At 62.4% G+C, this 18,664-nt stretch carries 14 protein-coding genes; 5 read left to right on the plus strand and 9 right to left on the minus strand.

Annotated elements, in window-relative coordinates; genetic code table 11:
• Positions 1-10 precede the first annotated feature (10 nt).
• The 4 genes from purH to htpX form a co-directional block, all read right to left on the minus strand.
• Entirely contained in the window at positions 11-1,621 is a 1,611-nt protein-coding gene (purH, locus tag RTP54_RS28765) for a bifunctional phosphoribosylaminoimidazolecarboxamide formyltransferase/IMP cyclohydrolase (protein WP_312367347.1), read from the minus strand.
• A 121-nt stretch (positions 1,622-1,742) separates the two neighbouring features.
• Positions 1,743-3,428, minus strand: coding sequence for a heparinase II/III family protein (locus tag RTP54_RS28770; RefSeq protein ID WP_112810447.1), 1,686 nt, complete (start codon positions 3,426-3,428; stop codon positions 1,743-1,745).
• 316 nt (positions 3,429-3,744) lie between these two features.
• The gene (locus RTP54_RS28775; protein ID WP_312367349.1) at positions 3,745-5,172 is read right to left on the minus strand and encodes an RsmB/NOP family class I SAM-dependent RNA methyltransferase; all 1,428 of its coding nucleotides are present in this window, start codon (positions 5,170-5,172) and stop codon (positions 3,745-3,747) included.
• Complete coding sequence (htpX, locus tag RTP54_RS28780; RefSeq protein WP_112810449.1) at positions 5,172-6,134, minus strand: zinc metalloprotease HtpX; 963 nt, start codon at positions 6,132-6,134, stop codon at positions 5,172-5,174. The genes RTP54_RS28775 and htpX overlap by 1 nt, the downstream gene beginning before the upstream one ends.
• Positions 6,135-6,259: 125 nt before the next feature.
• Between htpX and RTP54_RS28785 the strand changes: the two genes are divergently transcribed.
• On the plus strand, positions 6,260-6,460 hold the full coding sequence (locus tag RTP54_RS28785; protein ID WP_112810450.1) for a DUF1674 domain-containing protein: 201 nt from the start codon (positions 6,260-6,262) through the stop codon (positions 6,458-6,460).
• 241 nt (positions 6,461-6,701) lie between these two features.
• On the opposite strand, the gene acs is transcribed toward RTP54_RS28785, so the two are convergent.
• Positions 6,702-8,651 carry an acetate--CoA ligase gene (gene acs, locus RTP54_RS28790; protein WP_112810451.1) on the minus strand — a complete coding sequence of 650 codons (1,950 nt, stop codon included), beginning with the start codon at positions 8,649-8,651 and terminating at the stop codon, positions 6,702-6,704.
• A 226-nt stretch (positions 8,652-8,877) separates the two neighbouring features.
• On the opposite strand from acs, the gene RTP54_RS28795 reads away from it, so the two are divergent.
• Positions 8,878-9,579, plus strand: a complete 702-nt coding sequence (locus RTP54_RS28795; RefSeq protein ID WP_112810452.1) for a DUF1013 domain-containing protein — start codon at positions 8,878-8,880, stop codon at positions 9,577-9,579.
• Positions 9,580-9,679: 100 nt separating this feature from the next.
• Here RTP54_RS28795 and RTP54_RS28800 read toward each other — a convergent pair whose 3' ends face one another.
• Both RTP54_RS28800 and RTP54_RS28805 read right to left on the minus strand, forming a co-directional pair.
• A complete protein-coding gene (locus RTP54_RS28800; RefSeq protein WP_312367356.1) occupies positions 9,680-11,587 on the minus strand; it encodes an AMP-binding protein in 1,908 nt (635 codons plus the stop codon).
• Between the two features lie 112 nt (positions 11,588-11,699).
• Positions 11,700-12,359, minus strand: a complete 660-nt coding sequence (locus RTP54_RS28805; protein ID WP_312367358.1) for a YggS family pyridoxal phosphate-dependent enzyme — start codon at positions 12,357-12,359, stop codon at positions 11,700-11,702.
• 225 nt (positions 12,360-12,584) lie between these two features.
• Here RTP54_RS28805 and leuS point away from each other — a divergent pair, with 225 nt between their 5' ends.
• The 3 genes from leuS to holA all read left to right on the plus strand — a co-directional run bounded on the left by leuS (position 12,585) and on the right by holA (position 16,875).
• Positions 12,585-15,215, plus strand: coding sequence for a leucine--tRNA ligase (gene leuS / locus RTP54_RS28810; RefSeq protein ID WP_312367359.1), 2,631 nt, complete (start codon positions 12,585-12,587; stop codon positions 15,213-15,215).
• On the plus strand, positions 15,202-15,726 hold the full coding sequence (lptE, locus tag RTP54_RS28815) for an LPS assembly lipoprotein LptE (RefSeq protein ID WP_312367360.1): 525 nt from the start codon (positions 15,202-15,204) through the stop codon (positions 15,724-15,726). The genes leuS and lptE overlap by 14 nt, the downstream gene beginning before the upstream one ends.
• Positions 15,727-15,840: 114 nt before the next feature.
• Complete coding sequence (holA, locus tag RTP54_RS28820) at positions 15,841-16,875, plus strand: DNA polymerase III subunit delta (RefSeq protein ID WP_312367361.1); 1,035 nt, start codon at positions 15,841-15,843, stop codon at positions 16,873-16,875.
• A 70-nt stretch (positions 16,876-16,945) separates the two neighbouring features.
• Here holA and RTP54_RS28825 read toward each other — a convergent pair whose 3' ends face one another.
• Entirely contained in the window at positions 16,946-17,833 is an 888-nt protein-coding gene (locus tag RTP54_RS28825; protein WP_112810458.1) for a ParB/RepB/Spo0J family partition protein, read from the minus strand.
• A gap of 35 nt (positions 17,834-17,868) precedes the next feature.
• Positions 17,869-18,663, minus strand: coding sequence for a ParA family protein (locus RTP54_RS28830; RefSeq protein ID WP_112810459.1), 795 nt, complete (start codon positions 18,661-18,663; stop codon positions 17,869-17,871).
• Position 18,664: the final 1 nt, after the last annotated feature.

An 18,664-nucleotide genomic window follows, 5' to 3' on the forward strand; every position in this document is an offset into this window, starting at 1 on the left:
AGTGTCAGTGTCAGTGGCGGAAGTGGCGCATGCCGGTGAAGACCATGGCAACGCCATGCGCGTCGGCCGCGGCAATCACCTCTTCGTCACGCATCGAACCACCCGGCTGGATGACGGCGGTGGCACCGGCGGCAATCGCCGAAAGCAGGCCATCGGCAAACGGCAGGAAGGCTTCGGAGGCAACGGCAGAGCCCTTGGTCAGCGGTGTGGCGAGGCCGAGCGCCTTGGCCGCATCTTCCGCCTTGATTGCGGCGATGCGGGCGGAATCGACCCGGCTCATCTGTCCGGCGCCGATACCTGCCGTCTGGCCGTCCTTGGCATAGACGACCGCATTGGACTTCACATGCTTTGCCACCTTGAAGGCAAACTTCATGTCTTCCAGTTCCTGCGCCGTCGGTGCGCGCTTGGTCACGACCTTCAGCTCGAGATCCTCGACCATACCATTGTCGCGGGTCTGGACCAGAAGTCCGCCGGACACGGTCTTGGCGGACAGACCTGGAATGCGCGGATCGGGCAGGGCGCCGGTGGTCAGCAGCCTGAGGTTCGGCTTGCGGGCGATGATCGCCTTGGCTTCGTCGCTGACCTCTGGCGCGATGATGACTTCGGTGAAGAGCTTGACGATCTCTTCGGCTGTCTCGGCGTCGAGCAGCTGGTTGAGCGCGATGATGCCGCCGAAGGCCGACGTGGTATCACAGGCGAGCGCCCGACGATACGCCTCGACAAGGGTCGGGGCCGTGGCGACGCCGCACGGATTGGCGTGCTTGATGATCGCAACCGCCGGCGCCTTTTCCGGCAGGAACTCGGCGACGAGTTCGAAGGCCGCATCGGTGTCGTTGATGTTGTTGTAGGAAAGCTGCTTGCCCTGCAGCAGCTTGGCCGTGGCGACGCCCGGGCGATTCTCGCCGGTGACATAGAAGCCCGCCTTCTGGTGTGGGTTTTCGCCGTAGCGCATCTCTTCCTTCAGGACGCCGCCGAGAACGCGGTGGCGCGGCATCGGCGTGTCGAGCGCCTCGGCAAACCAGTTGGAGATCGCGGCATCATAGGCCGCCGTGCGGGCATAGGCCTTCGCCGCCATCTTCTGGCGGAAAGCGTAGGTCGTCGCGCCCGACGAAAGCTCTTCGATCAGCACCGGGTAGTCGGCGGGATCGGTGACGATCGTCACATAGGCGTGGTTCTTGGCCGATGCGCGGATCATCGCCGGTCCGCCGATATCGATGTTTTCGACGGTCGTCGGGTAGTCGCCGCCCTGCGCGCGCACTTCTTCGAACGGATAGAGATTGATCACCGCCAGATCGATCGCGGTAATGCCATGGGCCGACATCGCCGCCTGGTGCTCGGCATCGTCACGGATCGCCAGCAGGCCGCCGTGCACACCGGGATGCAGCGTCTTCACCCGGCCGTCCATGACTTCGGGGAAGCCCGTGAGTTCCGAAACGTCGCTGACCGGAAGGCCCGCCTCGGCCAGCGCCTTGTGCGTGCCGCCGGTCGAAACCAGGCGCACGCCCTTTTCGTGCAGCGCGCGGGCAAGCGCGACGACGCCGGTCTTGTCGGACACGGACAGAAGGGCGGTGCGGACCGGAACCTCGTTCGGGGCGGGAATTTTCTTGGAGGCGACAGCCATCAACCATGCTCCTTAGGCAGCGCCGGAAGCGCGGGGAGGATGCTCCGGCATTGGGATGGCTGCCCGTTAGCATAGCTTGCCGGCCGAAGGAACCTCGGCAGGCCCACATCCTGAAATTAGCTCAGTTGGTGCGCGAGAAGGTCCACTGGATCTCGGGCTGGCGGGCGACCGCAAACGTGACCGTCAGCTGAGAGGAGGCCCGGATGCCCGAGGGATCGGCAAAGAAGATGTCTTCCTCGACGGCCAGTTCGCCGTCCTGGCACGCGAACAGCCAGATCTCGCCGTCTGGAGCCGTCAGGTAGATTTCGCGGCCATTGTTCTGGCGAATGGTGACGGCGGGATGGATATGGAAACGGGCGACCGCAACGGCCGGATTTGTTTCCTCCGGGTCGCTGCCGTCGGCCCGCGACAGTCGGTCACGACCGCGGATCACCCGGCCGCCGTTGAGCACACCGATATCGCGCTCGTGCAACAGCCCGAACGACGCGATGTAGCCGTCGTGGCTTGCCGTGACGGATTCAAGCCGGCCCGGCTCGTCCTTGCGCTCGACCAACACCCGCGAGACGCCGCTGGTGATAATCGGGCCAAGAAAGCGCGACTGGGAGAAGCGAGAAGACGAGGTGTCGTTGACGGTCACGGTAGAGTGGGCAGCCGTCATCCGCGCCATCTGGCGGAACCGGTCGCCGGCAAACTTCGGTGCACCCGAATTGATCACAAACCGTGTCTTGCCGGAGGACATTTCGAACGAAAGGCAGCCGGCATGAGCGCTGCGCGACAGATCGACGGAATGCGGCCGCCCGGTATCGACGATTACAACAGTGTTTTCGATCGAAAGGCGCTCGTAGTGCGCATGCGGCAGCGACCGGAACGGCTCTCCGGCGGTCTCGTCATAGCGCAGCACCGAGGCGAGTTCGTGTGCCAGCACCGAGGTGGCGCCGTTGAACAGCGCCAATTCCCCGCCCTGGTGGCGGAAGAAACGCAGGGCCGGATACATCCGGTCGATGCAGGGGATAAGGCGCGACGGCACGTCGTGCCCGAGATTGACATAGGTCTGGCGCAGCGGCAGCAGGTCAAGCAGCAACTCCAGCCCGGCACGGGGACTGCGCGAAAAATGGCTGCCATCGGCAAGGATCTGCCGGTCCAGCTCGTAATCGAGGTGGCGCGACGCCTTGCGGATGGCCGACGGTGTCGACGGCATCGATACCGATGCCATGGCGAGCGCCATCCGCACGCGCAGGCGTGCCTCGCCGTCGCTGACCGTTTCGGCGATATGGCGCAGATAGCGAACCTGGAAGGCGAGGCTTTTCAGGAAGCGACGATAGAACCCGTGTTCGGCATTGCGCAGCACCACCGGCGAGTGCGACAGCCACGCGATGATGCGCTGGGCAATGACATCGGCCTCCCAGGCGATGCCGCCGAAGTGGCGGCCATGGGTGGCGAGCCAGTCATCGATGATCTGCCGCAGGCGCACAAAGCCCGCATCCTCGCGGATGGAGCGCAAATGCCGGAGCCAGCCGAAGGAATGCAGGCGGACAGCGAACTCCAGCGACGGCAGATCGATCTCGAAGGGCGATTCGCCCTCGGTGTCGAGCACGCGACCGGCGAGCGGAAATCGCCCCGCAAGTATCTCCTCGGCAACGAAGGGATCGACAGCCCTCAGGTCCGTCGGCGCAACGATCAGGCGACTGGGCGTCGAACCGGTAAAGCGCAGCGACGAGACACGGCCAACCGAAAGCCGGCGCGACACGCGCCGCCAGCTTTCGCGCGCATAGAGATAGGAAAGCTTTCGCCTGCCGGAAAACACCATCAACGCCTGCCGGTCCCTCTTTCCTGAAGCAAACAGCCCGAGACGTCCGAATGGAGACGTCGGCTTCGCGCCAGTGCCGCTTGCGCAGGGTTGCCCGAAAATCCCTTGCGATTTTCAGGACACACGATGCGCCGTTTCATTGTGTCAGAGCGTTGTTGTCGGTCCTAACGGACGCACGACGCTCCGCGTGACTCCGGATGGTGCCGGATAGATCATTAAACTTTTATCAATTTTATCGTCTTTGATAGGCTTGTGGCCTTAAAGCGTCAATTGACGCGACAAAACAGCCCGCGACCGGACCTTTCCGCGGGCCGTTTCAACTTTTCCAGGCGTATTTGCGACGAATCACCGCCGCGTAGAAGCCATCGAGGCCGCCGGCAAAGGGCGGATCGAGCGGGAACATCGAGGGCGTGGTGCGCACTTCGCCGAGCGGCGTGATCGCATCTTCGAGACCTTGCCAATCCCTGGCCAGGACCGGCACACGTTCATAAGCCTCGCCAGCGCCGATCACCCGGTCAACCACCTCTTCGCCCTCGCGCGGATCGAGCGAGCAGTTGGAAAAGACGACGATACCGCCAGGCTTGACCACCGTCAGCGCGTGGCGCAGCAGACGCTCCTGCAGCAGCGCGAGCTTCTCGATGTCCTCCGGACCCTTGGTAAAGAGCACATCCGGGTGGCGGCGGGTCGTACCGGTCGACGAACAGGGAGCATCGAGCAGGGCGGCATCGAAGAGTTCTTCCGGCTGGAAATCGGCCATGTTGATTTCCTTGGTCGTCGCTTCAAGGCCAAGGCGCTCGAGATTGCCCTTGAGGCGACGCAGACGGCTCGCGGATTGGTCAAGCGCCGTCACCTCGGCGCCTGCAAGGATCAGCTGCGCCGTCTTGCCGCCAGGTGCGGCGCAGAGATCAACGACGCTCTTGCCGGCAAGCGGCCCGAAAAGCCGCGCGGGGATCGACGCGGCCGCGTCCTGCACCCACCATTCGCCATCGGAGAATCCGGCTAAGGAAGGTATCGAGCCGGAGAATTCGGCAAGCCGCACCGAACCGGTCGGCAGCACCGTTCCGCTGAGCTTTTCCGCCCATCCTTGCGGATCGGATTTGACGGTGACGTCGATCGCCGCCGGCGTCAGTTGCGCCTCGGCGATCTGGTTGGCCTGTTCGCGGCCGTAGCGCTTCACCAACCGGTCGAAAAACCAGTCCGGCATGGCGGGAACGGTGCGCACGCTTTCAAGGATCGCATCCTTCTCGCGCGAGAGGCGGCGAAGCACCGCATTGATCAGATTGGCAAAACGACGGTTGCGGGGGTCTGCCTGCGCCTGCTCGACGGCAAGATCGACGGCGGAATGGTCGGGAACGTCGAGATAGAGAATCTGTGCCGCGGCCACCACCAGAACGTGGTCGAGCGCGCGCGCACCTTCCGGAAGCGGGGTCTGCAACATCGAGCCGATTGCCGTCTGGATACGCGGCAGATGGCGCAGGGCCGAATTGAGAATGGCGCGCACCAGCGCCCGGTCGGCATCGCTCAACTCACGATATGCGGGATTCCCGTGCTCGTGATCGAGCATACCGTCGAGCGACGTCTTGCGATCGATGACCGCGCCGAGGATCTTTGCGGCTGCCTGACGCGTGCGCAGTCCGGGCTTTTCAGGACCGCGTTGCTGCTGCGCAGGCCTCTGCGACCCGCCCGGCTGCTTGTGCGGGCGGTTTTGTTTCGGACGTGAATCGTTGTTGTTTTCGGCAGACATCAGGACCAGGGACCTTTCGGCGGTTCGGAACCACCGCGACCCCAACCGGTAGAGGGAACAGAGCGCGATTTGCGCACGGGATTATCAGCCCGAACCGGCGGCGTCGACCCCATGGACATATCCTGCGCCATCTGTTGCAGCGCGGCGATCCGGTTTTCTGTGTTCGGGTGGGTCGAAAACAGGTTGTCCATGCGCTCGCCGGACAGCGGATTGATGATGAACATGTGTGCGGTTGCCGGGTTGCGCTCGGCATCGTCATTGTGGATGAGATGGGCGGCGCCGGCGATCTTCTGCAGCGCAGAGGCAAGCGCCAGCGGCTTGCCGCAGATCTCGGCGCCACGACGGTCGGCGGAATACTCGCGCGTGCGGCTGATCGCCATCTGCACCAGCATGGCCGCAATCGGTGCGACGATCATCGCAATGAGAACGCCGACGAAGCCAAGCGGATTGTTGTTGTTTTCGCGATTGCCGCTGAAAAGGAAGGCGAAATTGCCGAGCATCGAGATCGCACCGGCAAGCGTCGCCGTCAGCGTCATCGTCAGGGTGTCGCGGTTCTGCACATGCGCCAGCTCATGCGCCATGACGCCGGCGACTTCGTCATAATTGAGCGCCTGCAGCAGGCCGGTGGAGGCGGCAACGGCTGCGTTCTCAGGGTTTCGCCCGGTGGCGAAGGCATTCGGCTGCGGGCTGTCGATGACATAGACCCGCGGCATCGGCAGGCCGGCATTGGCGGCCAGATCGCGCACGATGCCGTAGTACTCGGGCGCGCTGCGCTCATCGACCTCCTGGGCGCGGTACATGCGCAGCACCATGCGGTCGGAATTCCAGTAGGAGAAGAAATTCATGCCCGCGGCCACGACGAAAGCAATCATCATGCCGCCACGCCCGCCAATGGCAAAACCCACGGCCATGAACAGGGCGGTCATCACTGCGAGCAGCATGGCGGTGCGAACGAGGTTCATGAGGAGGCTCCGGGTCGTCGACGTTTCACGTGAATCAGGGTTTCCGTTCGGAAAACCGCGCCTTATATGATGGGTGCAAACGCCCCGTTCTTCAATACAGATGCACGAATCCGGATCCTGAAGCGATGCAGAACGACAACGACAATGCCCCCGATCGCCCGAAGAAGCCGCTCCCGGCCGCAGCCCTGCGCGCCTTGAAGGAGGCGGAAGAACGCCGGCAGGCGGAAGCGGACAAGGAATTGCCTCCGGAAATCGGCGGCCGCGGCGGCGCGGACCCGGCGCGGTTCGGCGATTGGGAGATCAAGGGCCGCGCGATCGACTTCTGAGAGGGCTCGCATTGCGCACGCCCTGCCACGACGGGATATTTTTCCTGATTCGATGGCGTGTGCTGGCAGCCCCGGAGGCAAACGCTAGGATTACACCAGATCTGCGATTGGAATCCGGCTCACGATCTCCGCCGGCAACTGCGCCCGAAGTCTCGGTTGATTGCGAATGTCCAGCAGCAAAAACATGCGGCAGTAACAAAAAGGGCGGCTCACGGCCGCCCTTTTTGCTGTCTCTCGTTCGTCAGGCCTTGTTCTGTCGATTGGCGATCAGGTCTTCCACGACAGCCGGATCGGCGAGAGTCGAGGTGTCGCCGAGTGCGCCGAAATCGTCCTCGGCGATCTTGCGCAGGATGCGGCGCATGATCTTGCCCGAGCGCGTCTTTGGCAGGCCGGGGGCAAACTGGATCTTGTCCGGCGTGGCGATCGGTCCGATTTCCGAGCGCACATGTTTCACGAGCGCCTGACGCAGTTCGTCGTTGCCGACTTCGCCCGCCATCAGCGACACGTAGCAATAGATGCCCTGGCCCTTGATCGGATGCGGATAGCCGACGACGGCGGCTTCGGACACCAGATGGTGCGAGACCAGCGCGGACTCGACTTCGGCCGTGCCAAGACGGTGGCCGGAGACATTGAGCACGTCGTCAACGCGACCGGTGATCCAGTAATAGCCGTCCTCGTCGCGGCGGCAGCCATCACCGGTAAAGTACTTGCCCTTGTAGGTGGCGAAGTAGGTCTGGCCGAAGCGCGCATGGTCTCCGTAGATCGTGCGCATCTGGCCCGGCCAGCTGTCGACGATGCAGAGGTTGCCGTCAGCCGCGCCCTCGAGCACGTTGCCTTCGTTGTCGACCAGTTGCGGCTGGACGCCGAAGAAGGGGCGGGTGGCCGAACCGGGCTTCAGGTCGGTCGCGCCGGGCAGCGGGGTGATGAGGATGCCGCCGGTCTCCGTCTGCCACCAGGTATCGACGATCGGCGATTTCTGATCGCCGACGACGTTGTAATACCATTCCCAGGCTTCCGGATTGATCGGCTCGCCGACCGAGCCGAGCAGCCTCAGCGAGGAGCGCGAGGCGCGCTTGACGAAATCGTCGCCGGCGCCCATCAGCGAGCGGATCGCCGTCGGCGCCGTGTAGAAAACGTTGACCTTGTGCTTGTCGATCACTTCCCAGAAGCGACCGGCGTCGGGGAAGTTCGGAACGCCCTCGAACATCACGGTGGTCGCCGCGTTGGCGAGCGGACCGTAGACGATGTAGGAATGCCCGGTTACCCAGCCGACATCGGCCGTGCACCAGTAGATATCGCCGTCACGATAGTCGAAGACGTATTCATGCGTCATCGAGGCATAGACGAGATAGCCGCCGGTGGTGTGCAAAACGCCCTTCGGCTTGCCGGTCGAGCCCGAGGTGTAAAGGATGAACAGCGGATCCTCCGCCTTCATCTTCACTGGTTCGCAATGCGGCTTCACGGTGGCGATTTCCTGGTGATACCAGAGGTCGCGGCCCGGCGCCCAGGCGGTCTTGCCGCCGGTACGGCGCACGACCAGGACCTTATTGACGATCACGTGCTGCTTGGCGGCGATATCGATGGCGGTATCTGTGTTTTCCTTCAGTGGCACCGGCTTGCCGCCACGCACACCCTCGTCACAGGTGATGACGAAGGTGCTTTCGCAATCGACGATACGGCCAGCGAGCGCGTCCGGCGAGAAGCCGCCGAAGACGACCGAATGGATGGCGCCGATACGGGCGCAGGCAAGCATCGCATAGGATGCTTCCGGGATCATCGGCATGTAGATGGTGACGCGATCGCCCTTCTTGACGCCGTGCTTCTTCAAGACATTGGCGAGGCGACACACCTGCTCGTAAAGCTGGTTGTAGGTGATCTTCTTGTCGATATAGGGATTGTCGCCTTCCCAGATGATCGCCGTCTTTTCGCCGTGCGTCTTCAGGTGGCGGTCGATGCAGTTGTAGGAGACGTTGGTGAGCCCGTCCTCATACCATTTGATCGAGACCTTGCCCTTGAAGGAGGTGTTCTTGACCTTGGTATAGGGCTTGAACCAATCGATCCGCTTGCCGTGCTTGCCCCAGAACTTGGCAGGGTCGGAGATGCTTTCTTCGTACCACTTCAGATAGGTCGTGTTGTCGAGCAGCGTCCGGCTCTTGGCAGACTTCAACACCGGATAGATCTTGGCGGACATTCTTTCCTCCCTGCGCATTCCTGTCTGGGGTTCTCACTCCCGGAGACCCCGCCTCGGCGACGATACATAGCAGGTCAAATCCAAGCCGCAATTAGACAAAAGGACATTTGGAAGTGGAGAATTGCAATTTTGAGACAACGACGCTATAGAGGCGCTCAATTCCCGGAAATCAGTGGTAGACTCCACGGCCCGCGACACCGGCGCGGCGGACAAAAGGACTATATCCATGGCTCAGCAACTGCTTATGCCCAAGGCAACAGCCGTCTGGCTCGTTGACAATACCGCGCTGTCGTTCGAACAGATTGCCACATTCTGCAAGCTGCATCCGCTCGAAGTGAAGGCGATCGCCGACGGTGAATCAGCACAGGGCATCAAGGGTCTGGATCCGATTGCAACCGGCCAGCTGTCGCGCGACGAAATCGCCCGCGCCGAGGGAAATCCGAACCACAAGCTGAAGCTTTCCGAGCCGAAAGTTCGCGTTCCCGACAGCAAGCGCAAGGGTCCGCGCTATACGCCGGTCTCCAAGCGCCAGGATCGCCCGAACGCCATTCTCTGGCTCGTTCGCAACCATCCCGAGCTGAAGGATGCCCAGATTTCCCGCCTCGTCGGCACCACCAAGTCGACGATCGAGCAGATCCGCGAGCGCACCCATTGGAACTCGACGAACCTGACGCCGATGGACCCGGTAACGCTTGGTCTTTGCTCGCAGATCGATCTCGACCTCGAGGTCGAACGCGCCGCCAAGGGCCGTCCGCTGCCGACCGCTGCCGAACTCGGTGCGACGCTTGAAGCCGCGCAGGAAACCGAAAAGCTCAACTTCAGCTATGAGCGCGAAGAAGAGAAGGAAATCGATGCGGATGCCGTCTTCGCCAAGCTCAAGTCGCTGAAGTCGGATCGCAAGGATGAGGACGAAGACGATCAGTACTGATCGGCTTCTCCCGACATGACAAAAAGCCCGGATCGCTCGATCCGGGCTTTTTTTGTTTGCTCCACGGTCGCTCTGCCGCCGAACCGCAGGTAGGCGGAGATCAGATACCGATACCCTTGGCGTGCAGTACGGCGGCGATCTCGTCGAGGATCAAGGGATCGTCGATGGTCGCCGGCATCTTCCACGGTTGGCGATCGGCGATCTTCTGGATCGTCGCCCGCAGGATCTTGCCCGATCTGGTTTTCGGCAGTCGCTTGACGCACATGGCGGTGCGGAAGGCGGCGACCGGACCGATACGGTCGCGCACGAGGCTGATGACCTCGCGTTCGATCTCCGATGTTTCACGGGAAACATTTGAATTGATGACCAGAAAGCCTGCCGGGATCTGACCCTTCAGTTCGTCGGCGATGCCGATGACGGCGCATTCGGCGACATCGGGATGGCTGGCGCAGACTTCCTCCATCGCGCCTGTCGACAGCCGATGGCCGGCGACATTGATGATGTCGTCGGTGCGCGCCATGATGAACACGTAGCCGTCTTCATCGATGTAGCCGGCGTCGGCGGTTTTGTAATAGCCGGGAAATTCATCGAGATAGGCGGCGCGAAACCGTTGATCCGCATACCACAGCGTCGGCAGGCAGCCAGGCGGCAACGGCAGCTTGACCACGACATTGCCCAGCGTCCCCGCTTCGACCGCGTGGCCGGCATCGTCGAGAATCTGAACATCATAGCCGGGTAGCGGCACGGCGGGCGACCCGTACTTGACTGGCAGCAGCCCGAGCCCGAGCGGGTTTCCGGCGACCGGCCAGCCCGTTTCCGTTTGCCACCAATGGTCGATGACAGGCACACCCAGCGCGCGCTCGGCCCACCGGATCGTATCGGGATCGGCCCGTTCGCCGGCCAGGAACAGCGCTCGGAAGCCGGAAAGGTCGTATTTCGCCACCAGCGCCGCCTCCGGATCCTCCTTGCGGATGGCACGCAGCGCCGTCGGCGCCGTGAACATTACGGCGACGCGGTGCTCCGCGAGGATGCGCCAGTAGGTTCCGGGATCCGGCGTGCCAACGGGCTTGCCCTCGAACAGGATGGAGGTGTTGCCGTTGAGAAGCGGGCCATAGACGATGAACGAATGTCCGACGACCCAGCCGATATCGGACGCCGCCCAGAAGACCTCTCCCGGCTCGACGCCAAAGAAATTCTGCATCGACCACTTCAACGCGACCATATGGCCGCCATTGTCGCGCACAACGCCCTTCGGCTGGCCGGTCGTCCCGGAGGTGTAGAGAACATAGAGCGGGTCGGTGGAGGAAACCGGCGTGCAGCCAACCTCGTCGCCCGCATCCTTTGCCGCCGCGAGCGCGTGCCCATAGTCGATATCGCGCACCGGCACCATGTCGGCCTTGAGCATGTCGCGCTGGTAAACGAGGCAATGGGCCGGCTTGTGCTCGGCAATCGCCATGGCCGCATCTAGCAGCGGCTTATAGGCGACGGTTCGGCCAGGCTCGATGCCGCAGCTGGCTGAGACGACGAGCTTCGCCCGGCAGTCGTCGATGCGAACCGCGAGTTCGTTGGCGGCAAAGCCCCCGAACACCACCGAATGCACGGCGCCGATGCGCGCAGCCGCAAGCATGGCCACAGCCGCCTGCGGGATCATCGGCATATAGATGATGATGCGGTCGCCCTTGTCGACGCCGAGCTTGCGATAAACGGAAGCAAGCGCCCTGACGTCGTCAAGCAGCGCACCGTAGGTAATCCGCTCGATCGTGGATGTGACCGGGCTGTCATAGATGAAGGCGATCTGCTCGCCGCGACCGGCCTCCACATGCCGGTCGAGGCAATTGTAGCAGCTGTTGGTCAGCCCGCCGGGAAACCAGTGGCCGTAGATGCCGCCTCCGGCGTCAAAGGCGCGCTCCGGTCTCTCGAACCAGTCGATCGCCGCTGCGGCCTCAGACCAGAACCCCTCCGGATCCTTTTTCCACGCGCCATATACTTCGGAATAGCGGCTCGCCATATCCGTTCTCCTCCCAATGCATGCCGGACAGTGCCCGGCCTCCTCGTGCACAAGGATAAGCTTATGAGAACGAAGGTGAACCCCGACGAAAGCGTAATGCGGCGTTTTCGCCTCAGCGCGCGCCGAAAATCGCCGACCCGACACGCACGCTGGTCGCACCGAACTGGACGGCCGTTTCGAAATCGCCGGACATGCCCATCGAAAGGCGGTCGAGCTGGCATTGACCGGCCAGTTTCGCCAACAGCGCGAAGTGCGGGCCGGGATTTTCATCAACCGGCGGAATGCACATCAGCCCTTCGATTTCCATGTCGAGTTCCTGACGACATAAGGTCACGAAGGCGACGGTTTCCTTCGGCGCGATGCCGGCCTTCTGTGGTTCGAGACCCGTGTTGACCTGCACGTAGAGACGAAGCTTTCGGCCCTGGGCCTTCATTTCGGCGGCGATCGCCCGGGCGATCTTCTCGCGGTCGACAGTCTCGATGACGTCGAAAAGTGCCACGGCTTCCGCAGCCTTGTTGGATTGCAGCGGGCCGATCAGGTGCAGCGTCAGATCCGAGGTCTCGGACTTCAGCTGCGGCCACTTGCCCTGGGCTTCCTGCACGCGATTTTCGCCGAACACCCGCTGGCCAGCGCCTATCACCGGGCGGATCGCATCTGCATCGAACGTCTTGGAGACGGCAACGAGGCTGACGACGTTCTTCGCGCGCCCTGCAGCCTTCTCCGCTGCGTGAATCCGGCTCACGACATCCTGCAAACGCTCTTGAACTTCCATGGACCCATTCTCCGACGTGACGACCTTGCGGACGGTGAATTAGCGGATTAGGCAAACTTGCGCGCCTTGCCAAGGCCATCGCCACGCAAGCCGACCCAAATCCGCCAAAGTGTCGCGCCAAACCCTTCGAAAACTTGACCATCAGGCGGTTTCATGATGAAGGTCACCCCAACTATCATGAGGGCGCTCCCTTGCCCCGCAGAACTTCCGGAACACCAAAAAGACATGTCTACCGAACGATATAATCCGCGTGATGCCGAGCCGCGTTGGCAGCAGGAATGGGAAAACGGCCAGGTCTTCCAGACCGAGAACGATGACCCGCGCGAAAAATATTACGTGCTCGAGATGTTCCCCTATCCGTCCGGGCGCATCCATATGGGCCATGTGCGCAACTACACGATGGGCGACGTCGTCGCCCGCTACAAGCGCGCCCGCGGTTTCAACGTGCTTCACCCCATGGGTTGGGACGCGTTTGGCATGCCGGCGGAAAACGCCGCCATGGAGCGTGGCGTGCATCCGGCAAGCTGGACCTATCAGAACATCGCTTCGATGAAGGCGCAGCTGAAGGTAATGGGCCTGTCTCTCGACTGGAACCGCGAGTTTGCGACCTGCGACCCTGCATACTACCAGCGCCAGCAGCACCTGTTCGTCGACTTCCTCGAGAAGGGCCTGGTCTACCGCAAGCAATCCAAGGTCAACTGGGACCCGGTCGACAACACCGTTCTCGCCAACGAGCAGGTCATCGACGGCCGCGGCTGGCGCTCCGGCGCGCTCGTCGAGCAGCGCGAGCTGACGCAGTGGTTCTTCCGCATTACCGATTTCAGCCAGGAACTGCTGGACGCTCTGGACACGCTGGACCAGTGGCCGGAAAAAGTGCGGCTGATGCAGAAAAACTGGATCGGCCGCTCGGAGGGCCTGTCCATTCGCTGGCAGATCGTCGATGGCACGGCAGACGCCGACACGACCGAATTGACGGTTTACACCACCCGTCCTGACACGCTGTTCGGCGCGTCGTTCCTGGCGATCTCGGCCGATCACCCGCTCGCAAGGCAGGCGGCAGCCAAGGACCCGGCAATCGAGGCATTCTGCGAGGAATGCCGGCGTGCCGGCACGTCGCTGGCAGCGCTCGAGACCGCCGAGAAGAAGGGCATGGACACCGGCATCCGCGCCAGGCATCCGCTCGACGAGAGCTGGGAGCTGCCGGTTTACGTCGCCAACTTCGTGTTGATGGATTACGGCACGGGCGCGATCTTCGGCTGCCCGTCCGGCGACCAGCGCGACCTGGATTTCGCCCGCAAGTATGATCTGCCGGTCGTCCCGGTGGTCATGCCTAGGGATGGCGATGCCGCGAGCTTTGCGATCGGCGACGAGGCCTATTTCGGCGACGGCGTGATGATCAATTCGCGCTTCCTCGACGGCCTGTCGACGGAAGACGCGTTCGAAAAGGTGGCGTCGAAGCTGGAAGAAGAACAGCTCGCCGGTTCGCCGCGCGCGGAGCGTAAGGTCAACTTCCGCCTGCGCGACTGGGGTATTTCGCGTCAGCGCTACTGGGGCTGCCCGATCCCGGTCATCCATTGCGATGACTGCGGCGTCGTTCCCGTGCCCAAGGCAGATCTTCCGGTCATCCTGCCGCCGGATGTCACCTTCGACAAGCCGGGCAACCCGCTCGATCGCCATCCGACCTGGCGGCACGTCGCCTGCCCCCATTGCGGCAAGGATGCGCGCCGCGAGACCGATACGATGGACACCTTTGTCGACTCGTCGTGGTATTTCACGCGCTTCACAGCACCTTGGGAAGACAACCCGACCGATCCGAAGGCGGCCAATCACTGGCTGCCGGTCGACCAGTATATCGGCGGTATCGAGCACGCGATCCTGCACCTGCTCTATTCGCGCTTCTTCACCCGCGCCATGAAGGCGACCGGCCACGTCGCGATCGACGAACCCTTCAAGGGTCTGTTCACCCAGGGCATGGTCGTGCATGAGACCTACAGCCGCGGCGAGGGCGCCCAGCGCGAGTGGATCACACCGGCGGAAATCCGGATCGACGAAGTCGACGGACAGCGTCGCGCCGTGCTGCTCGAGACCGGGGAAGACATCACCATCGGCTCGATCGAAAAGATGTCGAAGTCGAAGAAGAACGTCGTCGACCCTGATGATATCATCGCCTCATACGGCGCCGATACCGCACGCTTCTTCGTGCTGTCGGACTCGCCGCCAGACCGCGACGTCATCTGGTCCGAGGCTGGCGTCGAAGGCGCCCATCGCTTCGTCCAGCGCGTCTGGCGCCTGATCGGTGAAGCGGCGGAAATGCTTCGCGGCATCGAGGCTGCACCAGCCCATGACGGCGCCGGCCTGGCGATCTCGCAGGCGGCCCACAGGACGTTGCGCGCGGTGGAAGCCGATTACGACAAGCTCGCCTTCAACAAGGCCGTGGCGCGCATCTATGAGCTCGTCAACGTGCTTGCAGCCCCGCTGACCCAGGTCGCCGCCGGAAAGGCCGACTCCGCGCTGATGGCCGCTGCCAAGGATGCGACATCGATCCTGATCAACCTGATCGCACCGATGATGCCGCATCTCGCAGAGGAATGCTGGAAAGCGATCGGCGGCAACGGTCTGATCGCCGAAAGCGGCTGGCCGAAATTCGATGCCGCCCTGGTCGTCGAAAACGAAGTCACGTTGCCGGTCCAGGTCAACGGCAAGAAGCGCGCCGATTTGACAATCGCGCGTGATGCAGATCAGACTGCAATCGAGAGTGCAGTTCTCGCTCTCGATGCCGTCAAGGCCATATTGAACGGCAACAGCCCCAAGAAAATCATCGTCGTGCCCCAGAGGATCGTCAATGTCGTTGTCTGATAGAGCTGGCTCCCGCATCCGGTCACTTCCGATGCTCGCTGGTGTTGTCATGTTGACCGCGCTCGCCGGCTGCCAGGTCAGGCCGCTTTATTCGGACGCCGCCGGCACCTCGGCGGCGCTTGCGTCCATCGAGATCTCCGATGCCGACGAACGCGTCGAGCAGGAAGTGCGCAATGCGTTGATCTTCCTCGTCGCAGGCGGCCAGGGCGAACCGGCGAACCCGCAGTATCACCTGGCACTGAACGTGACGACGCGCGGAATGGGCGTGCTCTACGACCAGGCGAGAGACAGGGCAGGGGCAGGGCGTATCGTCGTCAAGGCCGACTACAACCTGTCACGGGCGGGTACTGGCGAAACGATCAAATCGGGCAACCGCACCGCTGTGGCACTCGTCGACTTTCCGGTTCAGGAGTTCGCCAAGGTGCGCGCCGTGCGAGACGGCGAGAACCGCGCGGCCAAGGAACTGGCAGAGTTGATCCGCGCCGACATTGCCGCTGCTCTCAGCCGCTAGGAGCATTTCCGGGAAAATCCGACGCGCTTTTCCCGCGGGACATGCGCGGAACCACGAAGACCGAGCGGCTGCGTGGTTCCGTTGAAATCTGAAAGGCCTTAGGTCGGTGACGGGATGAGCGAAATCAAGTCGCACGAGTTCGACGCGTTCCTTCAGAAGTCGGGGGCGCTCTATCGCCTGTTCGTCCTCTACGGCCCGGACCGTGGCCTGGTTTCGGAGCGGGCAACGGCAATCGCGTCGCGCAGTGGCGTCCCGCTCGATGATCCTTTCGCCATCACCAAACTCGACGCCGGGGACCTGCAACAGAGCCCAGGCCGTCTTCTAGACGAAGTCAACGCGATCGGCCTCTTCGGCGGAGAAAAGCTCGTCTGGGTTCGAGGCGCTGCCAACGAAAAGGCACTCGTCGACGCTCTGCAGATCCTCGCGTCAGAACCGCCCACCGGCAGCTACGTCATCGTTGAGGCGGGTGACCTGAAAAAGGGGTCGGCGCTGCGCAAGGTCGCGGAGACGGCGCGCTCTATCGCCACCATTGCCTGCTACATCGACGATGCCCGTAGTCTGCAGGCCTTGATCGACAGGGAACTCGGCGAAGAAAAGCTCGGCATCACACCCGCTGCGCGAGAACGCCTGATGGAAGCGCTGGGCGGCGATCGCCTGGCATCGCGCAACGAAGTTCGCAAGCTTGCGCTCTATTGCCGTGGAAAGTCGACTGTCGAAGAAACGGATGTGACCGATATCGTCGGAGACGCCAGCGCCATTTCCGTGGATGATGCGGTCGATGCAGTTTTAAAGGGAGATCTTGACGGACTTCTGCACGCTATGCAGAAGATTACCACGTCGAAAACGCCTGCGTTCCTTGTATTGCAAGGCTGCCTTAGGCAGTTTCAGCAGCTTGATTTGATGCGTGCCGAGATGGATTCCAGTCGGCAGCAGGCCGGCCAGGTCATTGCTAGCATGGGTCGGCATCTGCATTTCCGCCGCAAGCCGATTATCGAAGCAGCCCTTCGCCATTGGTCCTCGCCCGCGATCCGCCGCGAACTGACCCGATTGCAGAATACGATCTTCCAGAGCCGCAGTCGCCAGAGCCTCGAAGAGAGCCTGGTGCTCCAGAACCTGATGGCCATTGCGGTGCAGTCAGCGCGACGCTGAATGCCCGCTTTTCGCGGGCTCTGTTCAATTCCATCGATACGGATGAGTGAGGACGGCGGAAGCCGAACGTCTAGCGACGCTCTAGCAGACGGCAGATCTCTTCGAGCTGGTCGAGCGTCTTGTAGGAAATCCTGAGATGGCCGCCTGAAGCCTTGTGGCTGACCGAGACCTCAAGCCCGAGGCTGTCGGACAACGTGCGCTCCAGCGCCAAAGTGTCGGCATCCTTCTCGTCACGACGCGCGGCCTTGGCATAATTGGGGTCGTTCTGGGCGCGAATGTCGTTCTGTGCCAGCCGTTCCGCGTCACGGACCGAGAGGCCCTTGGCAACGATGTTGCGCGCCAGGGTCGCTGGATCGGAAGTCGGGATCAGCGCGCGCGCATGGCCGGCCGACAGGCTTCCTTCCGAGAGCATGTCGCGAACCGGCTCGGGAAGCTTCAACAGTCGCAAGCTATTGGCGACATGGCTGCGGCTCTTGCCGATGATCTCGCCGAGGTCATTCTGCGTGTAACCATGCTCGGCAATCAGCTGCTCGTAGCCGAGCGCTTCGTCAAGCGGGTTCAGGTCCGATCTCTGGACGTTTTCGACGATGGCGATTTCGAGCGCCGTGCGGTCGTCGACATCACGGATGATGACCGGAATTTCGGTAAAGCCGGCGAGCTGGGCTGCGCGCCAACGCCGCTCGCCCGCGATGATCTCGTAACGCTCGCTACCGATCGTCCGCGCGACGACCGGCTGGACGATGCCGTGCTGACGGATGGAACTCGCCAGATCCTGCAATTCGCCCTCGTCGAACTGGCGGCGGGGGTTGCGCGGGTTGCGCGACACGAACTCGATGGGCACGCGCCGGTCCGGGTTGACCGGGGCAGGGGCGGCGCCCGCCTGGATCGGTTGGTCCATCTCACCGATCAATGCAGCCAGTCCGCGACCAAGCCTTCTCTTCGAGCTATCGTCGTTCATCTTATCACCCGATTTTAATTCCGGTACCGAAATAATTAGGCGGCCTTACGCTGCCGCTCGCGCTGAATCACTTCTGAAGCCAGCTGAAGGTAAGCCTGGCTGCCGGCGCATTTCAGATCATATAGGATCGCAGGCTTGCCATAGGAAGGTGCCTCAGACACGCGTACATTGCGGGGGATGAGCGTGTGGTACACCTTGTCACCAAGATGCGTGCGGACATCGCTGACCACCTGCTGCGCCAGATTGTTGCGCGAATCGAACATGGTCAAAACGATGCCCTGAATATCAAGGCTCGGATTGACCGTGCGCCGCACCTGGTCGACTGTCTCAAGCAACTGGCTCAACCCCTCGAGCGCGAAGAACTCGCACTGCAGCGGCACAAGCACGGAATGCGCCGCCGCCATGGCATTCATCGTCAGCAAGTTGAACGACGGCGGGCAATCGACGAGGACGTAGGAATAGGCCAGTGCTTCAGGGCTCGCCAGAGCCTTGCGCAAGCGATACGCCCGATCCGCCTCTTTCGAGATCTCCATCTCGACGCCCAGCAGATCCATAGTCGAGGGCACGACATCCAGATTCGGAACGGCAGTCGGCTGGACGATTTCAGCGATAGAGTGCGAGCCAACCATCAGTTCGTATGAAGAAAGATGGCGATCGCGTCGCTGAATGCCAAGACCGGTGCTGGCGTTGCCCTGCGGGTCGAGGTCGACAATCAGAACTTTCTCGCCGATGGCGGCCAATGCGGTTGCCAGATTGATCGCAGTCGTCGTCTTGCCGACGCCACCCTTCTGGTTTGCTATCGTTATGATCCGGTTCTTTGTGCCAAACATG

The sequence above is a fragment of the Ensifer sp. genome (assembly GCF_031989085.1).
GTDB lineage: Bacteria > Pseudomonadota > Alphaproteobacteria > Rhizobiales > Rhizobiaceae > Ensifer.